General features: G+C 46.3%; 6 protein-coding genes and 1 pseudogene. 3 read left to right on the forward strand and 4 right to left on the reverse strand.

The window, feature by feature from the left end; all coding sequences use genetic code 11:
- Positions 1–151 precede the first annotated feature (151 nt).
- The 3 genes from H6F72_RS00015 (at position 152) to H6F72_RS00025 (ending at position 1877) form a co-directional block, all read left to right on the forward strand.
- The gene (locus H6F72_RS00015; protein WP_190430986.1) at positions 152–694 is read left to right on the forward strand and encodes a hypothetical protein; all 543 of its coding nucleotides are present in this window, start codon (positions 152–154) and stop codon (positions 692–694) included.
- Positions 691–1407 carry a hypothetical protein gene (locus H6F72_RS00020; RefSeq protein WP_190430987.1) on the forward strand — a complete coding sequence of 239 codons (717 nt, stop codon included), beginning with the start codon at positions 691–693 and terminating at the stop codon, positions 1405–1407. The genes H6F72_RS00015 and H6F72_RS00020 overlap by 4 nt, the downstream gene beginning before the upstream one ends.
- A gap of 170 nt (positions 1408–1577) precedes the next feature.
- Positions 1578–1877 (forward strand): hypothetical protein, encoded by a 300-nt coding sequence (locus tag H6F72_RS00025; RefSeq protein WP_190430988.1) that lies wholly within the window; start codon positions 1578–1580, stop codon positions 1875–1877.
- A gap of 694 nt (positions 1878–2571) precedes the next feature.
- On the opposite strand, the gene H6F72_RS00030 is transcribed toward H6F72_RS00025, so the two are convergent.
- The 4 genes and pseudogenes from H6F72_RS00030 to H6F72_RS00040 form a co-directional block, all read right to left on the reverse strand.
- Positions 2572–3261, reverse strand: coding sequence for a hypothetical protein (locus tag H6F72_RS00030; RefSeq protein WP_190430989.1), 690 nt, complete (start codon positions 3259–3261; stop codon positions 2572–2574).
- 15 nt (positions 3262–3276) lie between these two features.
- A complete protein-coding gene (locus H6F72_RS29935; RefSeq protein ID WP_206755408.1) occupies positions 3277–3459 on the reverse strand; it encodes a hypothetical protein in 183 nt (60 codons plus the stop codon).
- Between the two features lie 415 nt (positions 3460–3874).
- The gene (locus H6F72_RS00035; protein ID WP_190430990.1) at positions 3875–4711 is read right to left on the reverse strand and encodes a hypothetical protein; all 837 of its coding nucleotides are present in this window, start codon (positions 4709–4711) and stop codon (positions 3875–3877) included.
- Between the two features lie 436 nt (positions 4712–5147).
- Positions 5148–5245: pseudogene (locus H6F72_RS00040) on the reverse strand (IS5/IS1182 family transposase); the annotation flags it as partial.

The raw sequence follows: 5245 nt of genomic DNA on the forward strand, positions 1-5245 counted from the left end.
AAATGAAGTCATCGCCACAGAGAAGGTTGAGCAAATTTCAGATAGAGATAACTTTACTTATCTCTATCTAAGTATTCTAAGATTATTCACAGCACGAGCCAATTTTTTACTGGACTCGTCATAATAAGGAAGCCTTTCGGACTCAATCAAGATGGGGCGATCGCCGAATGAAACCTGCTGGGCTTGTAGCCTACTGACGCCAGCAGAAGCTCGAAAACTTCACGATGCTGCGGTCGGAGGTGATGGGTGCTGGCAGGATGCTCTCTGTCACAGTCGGCGCTCTTATTACCGGAAGGGACGAGGTCAAGGTGTAAGGCGGCGATCTCAGATTGCAGAAATCGTGGTTTCAGTTCCTGAGGTGCCTTATGTGGTTCTCCATACTTATGTAGACCAGCCTCGGCAAGCGAATGATGAGGTGGTGATTCATGCGATGTGTGCCGAGCTGTGGGTAGGAAATCAGCCGAGGGCCATGACGCAACCTCAACATACTTTTGGGCTCCCACCTCGGTTGGTGAAGGAGTATGCGCGTCAATTACTAGAGGCGTTGTATCAGCAATACGGCCAGGGGAAACGCAGTGGGTTTGAGCGCTATGCCCATGAGCAACAGCACTCTGTATCTCAGTGCCCAGTCCGTCCTTGTGCTTACCATGCGACTCATCTGGAGGCGCTGGTCTTGAGAGGAATGGAAGGATGAATCAGCAGCTAGAACTACCACTGTGGAATTCTTTGAGGGCGGCTCAGATCATGCCGGAGCGAGCGAATGTGGCAGAGCTGTTGGGGCAGATGGATGAGGCGATCGCCCAAGCGCCAGAACCTGAGCAGTTGCAAGTAGCGGGAGAAGCGCTGCTGCGAGTGGCTGAGCTATGTGCTGTACGAGCAGAGGTATTGATTACGGAATGGGAGGAGGCCTACCGTGATCCGGTTGTCGAGTCAGGCTTCTTTGCGGATGTGGTGCGCCAGACAATGAGTGTGGATTTAACCGAGTTGATGGAGCCTGCTCCTCCACACAAACGCCGAGCCAAGCAAGGAACAGATGAAAATTTGGGAGCAGGATCGATCGCGGCTCTAGTGGATAAGGAGGTGATCTTGGAATGGTTGGAGCAGTGCGAGGTAGATGCAGGAAAAGAGGAGGAGCGACCCGCTGAGGTAGATTTGGTCTGGGCGATCGCTCATGAAGAGGCAGTCGCAGAGTGGGGCCAAGCGATCAGTCAGTGGCTTCAGCAGCATCGAGAACCGAGGATTTCCCTCCAGCAGTTGTATCAAGGACTGGGAATATCTTGGGTCAACCTATGGCTAGGATTACTGCTGGGGGGCTTTGAGTTAGAGCAGCCAGGGGAGTTTTATGAGTCAGAGGTTTGGATTAAAGCTCTACCTCCTCAGGAAACCTCCAAGGTTGAAAAGATTTGATGTCAGTTTCATCTTGTGTAACTAGGGAAGAAAGTTACACAAGATCGCAGCTTAATTAAGCCGGAGGGCTAGCACGTACAAATGAGGATTACACAAGATCGCAGGGCTACTTGAATAAAGCTTCTTGTGTAACCAGGGAAATAACGACTGAAGTTACACAAGAATTTGCCATGCCACGCAAACCTTCTCTAGAATCGCTTCGTGCCACTCTACAACGGTTGAACTTGCAACAGAAGCAGGAGATTTATGCTTGGCTAGCTGAGGCGATCGCCTCAGAAGCGGAGGCAGCTTTAGTTATACCGCTGCGACTTGAAGCAGCGGTTACTGAGCAACGGCGTTATCAGGACAAAGCCTACCAACGGGAAAAGCGACGCTGCAATCGGGCAGTTGCAAATGTATGGTTGGAGAAGTGGCTGATGTGGGGCATGGGCCTTACTGGTATGCCTACTGGAAAGAGCAGGGAAAAGTGAAAAGCCAGTATATCGGGAAGCGAGCCCCTTGGGAAGAACAGCCTAGAACAGAAACAACGGAATGAGGTTTTGGCTCCTTTCTGAAGCGGTCTCTTGCAAGCTCGGCTGTAAACAAACTCATCAATCATGCAAAGAACTGAGACGTTGATTTGGAGACAAGTTTATTTACAGTCATTGGACGCTACAAGCAATCTTTTCGTTCAGGTGGAGCAGATGTAAAACAAATGACCGAATATTTGCAGGTTGGTTTGAGGTAAAGGATCTGAAGACCTTTCATAGAAGCAATAAAGCGCTCTCTGGCTATAGGTTGTAGAAAGCGCTTTACTCTGTTTGCCTAAACTTTGCCTAAATATCGGTAGAGACCCCTTATACTTTGAGCTTCTGACCCCTACTACCCCAAGGCAGGAATTTATAGCCTGAAGCTTCCTGAGAGCGGGAGTTCCAAGGCTTCTCAATGGCTGGGATATCAACAAGATCTCAATTATGAGCGGGAAGGCGATCGCACTGATTGGATAGCGAAGGTGGGTTTCAAACTAACCACAGTTTTAGCGGGCCTTTAAACCTATTAGGAACTTACGATCACAGCCCAGTGAAACGGCTGTCAGTAACCTTAGCAGCCGTACCAAGGGTTTTCGGCACTTCGCTCCGACTCGGTTAATAGACAGCGATGCGGCTTGCTGTTTATCGATGTTGATTAATCTGGAATAGATGTAGACAAGTTTTTCCTTCTACCAAAGAAGATGAAGTAGAACAAACCCGCTCTGAGAGCAATAGTTGCCAAAGCAGGTAAAAAGAGATCAGCAGAATCAAAAATATTGAAAACAGTTGGTCCTTCTATTGCAGGGTTAGGGGAGCTTATAAAAATGAGGGAGTAAAGCTGTTCAGCAGTCTGCAAACCGAGGGCTAGTTCAAGCCTATTATCTTTGATTACAAGCCAGGCAAGGAATACCACGTAAAAAACACCGCGAATCCAGTATTCTGGACTGTTTCCAATACTACCAAGACCACCAACTACAAAACCCCAAACTATTGGCAGAAGAAGAGGGTGCCGAATCAAAAGGCCCGATCCCTGAAGCAAATACCCAAGTATAAAAATATTTACGGCTAAGGACATAATTGGGACGAAGATCAAAGCTACAAAAGCAAATGGTAGCCATTCTGAAAGATTAAATGTTAGGGAAAAGAGCGAAGGAGAAATTAAGTACCATACGAAAAAACTAACACCACGTAACCCCAGCCATACAATAAAGCCTTGGAGCACACGCAACCAATTAATAGTAGCGTCTGGGCTGACCAAAGTCATAAACTTACGTTTATGAACTCGGGTTACTGCTAAAAAAAGACCTAAAACAAGCGCAATAGAAAGCAATCCTCCAAAAACCATACTACGAATAGGATTTCAGTTCAGCACTAAATCTGAAGCGTTAGGATTATTAATAGGAATGCCTAAAATATAAGCACTGGCGAGTACGAGAGGTACCAGGATAGTTATAGCTATGCTATAAGTTATCACTATGCCAAGTAAATAACGTTTCCAGCCATTTCTACCTTGCCTTGCGATTGTCAAAAAGGTTGGATTCATGATCTTTTTTCTAGTGTAAAATGTCTGACAGATAGCTTATAAGTAGACTCTATAACCGATTTAGTGGTCCAGCTATTATCAGGATGAAAGGCTGGGTCTGACGACCGTGTTTCATATAGTCAGGCTAAAACTTTCTATATTTTTCCCGCCAAAGGTATCTTTTCCTCAGTTCGTCATCTGCAACTGGTAATTAGGCTAATAACTGAGGTAGCAGCAGCTATGAAACTCTCTTGAGCTGTAGTCTAGTGGCTGGGATGAGAGCACAATCGCCACCTTACTTACTCTCCTTATTTCGCTCATTTATCAGTGAATTCAAGGATGATCCCTACTACCCCAAGGCAGGAATTTATAGCCTGAAGCCTGCTATTAGTAGGAGTTGTAAGGATTCTTAATAGCAAACATAAACTGCTATAACTCAATCGGAACGTATCCGATCTTGAAAACGAATTGGGCTTCCAACTCTTGCTAGGTGCTCATTGAGCACTGTCATAATCATTTGTTCAAGAACCTGAAAAGTCTTTTCCATTGCGTTTTGTGGCTCGCGTTGGCGCTCAGCATCTGAACGCTCATCGGCTCCAGCGTGTGCAGCGAGTGCTCGAGCCTCTTCAATAAGACCATAACTCGATTGGTTTGAACGCAATAGCGGCTTAAAAAGATCATCAAATCTTTCAACAAACGATCGCCATGATGGGGACTTTGCAAGTCCTGCTTTCTTGCCAACAAAGTGCCATTCCAGCATACGATAGCCATTCAACCACCGCACATCCAAAGGTAGGCTCTCGTCAATAAACCGTCTGAGATAGAAGAGATGGTGCGTCACATCACCGTTCCATATGACCATTGCCAGAGCGATTTTCTCGTAATTGAGAGTTGATGGTCTTCCGCGCTCAAAGTTCATCACGCATGCTGGAGAATCTTCAGAACCCTGGCTTAGCCAAATAGCGAACATCAGAGATCCTGGAAGACGTTCTATCTGAAACGGTCGTCCCGTCTCCATCATGACCGCCACCTCAAGTGCCGCCACCCACGTCTGAAGGTTTAAGTTAAGACAAGTTTGTGCCAACTGCTGATCATCGGTGTGCATCAGCACTCGGACGTGCCGAACAGAGTCATCATCACCAAAGAAATGGAAATCGACCGCAATTCCTAGCGAGATTGATCTGGGTCCAGACAGAGCAAGGCGTTTTTCTCCAAGTACGCCATTTCGCTTGGATACCCAGGTGTGATCGCAGTAGATATCAGCAAACCACATGTATAAACATGAATTCTCTTGTCAATAGCTCAATAGTATAAAAGCAATAGCCCACCCAGAAGTGAAACTAAGTCCTCGTACTACAAACCTCTGGACTAAATCTGGCCTAGTCCAGTCAAAAAATACCGTACTACAAGCGTAATCTTGGGTGCCTTTGAAACCTGAAACCCTCATTTCTTCGTTGAGTAATTGCGTCCCTGTGGTAACTACTCAAACCTTTTGAGTAAATATAGAAGGCATATATATCAATCGCTTCAAGTCTATCTTGCAGGTTTTTACACGTATCCGATACTGTTGGCGAATCAACGAGAGAAAAATCAATCGCTAAAAGTTCTTTCAAAAAACTTGGTGTCAGGCAGGTGGCTGTAAAGGTTAGAGGAAAATCGAAGCAGGCCATCTTTTAAGGAGGGTTCTTTCAATAGACCTCCTGCATGAATCAAGAGGGATGTGCCAGTTCATAGTTGAGCAAGCCAGCAATCAAGTTCAAGCGTAAGCCAAACCGCTTTCTCCGGTTGCGATACCGCCCTGAAAAGA

It is taken from the genome of Trichocoleus sp. FACHB-46 (assembly GCF_014695385.1).
GTDB lineage: Bacteria > Cyanobacteriota > Cyanobacteriia > FACHB-46 > FACHB-46 > Trichocoleus.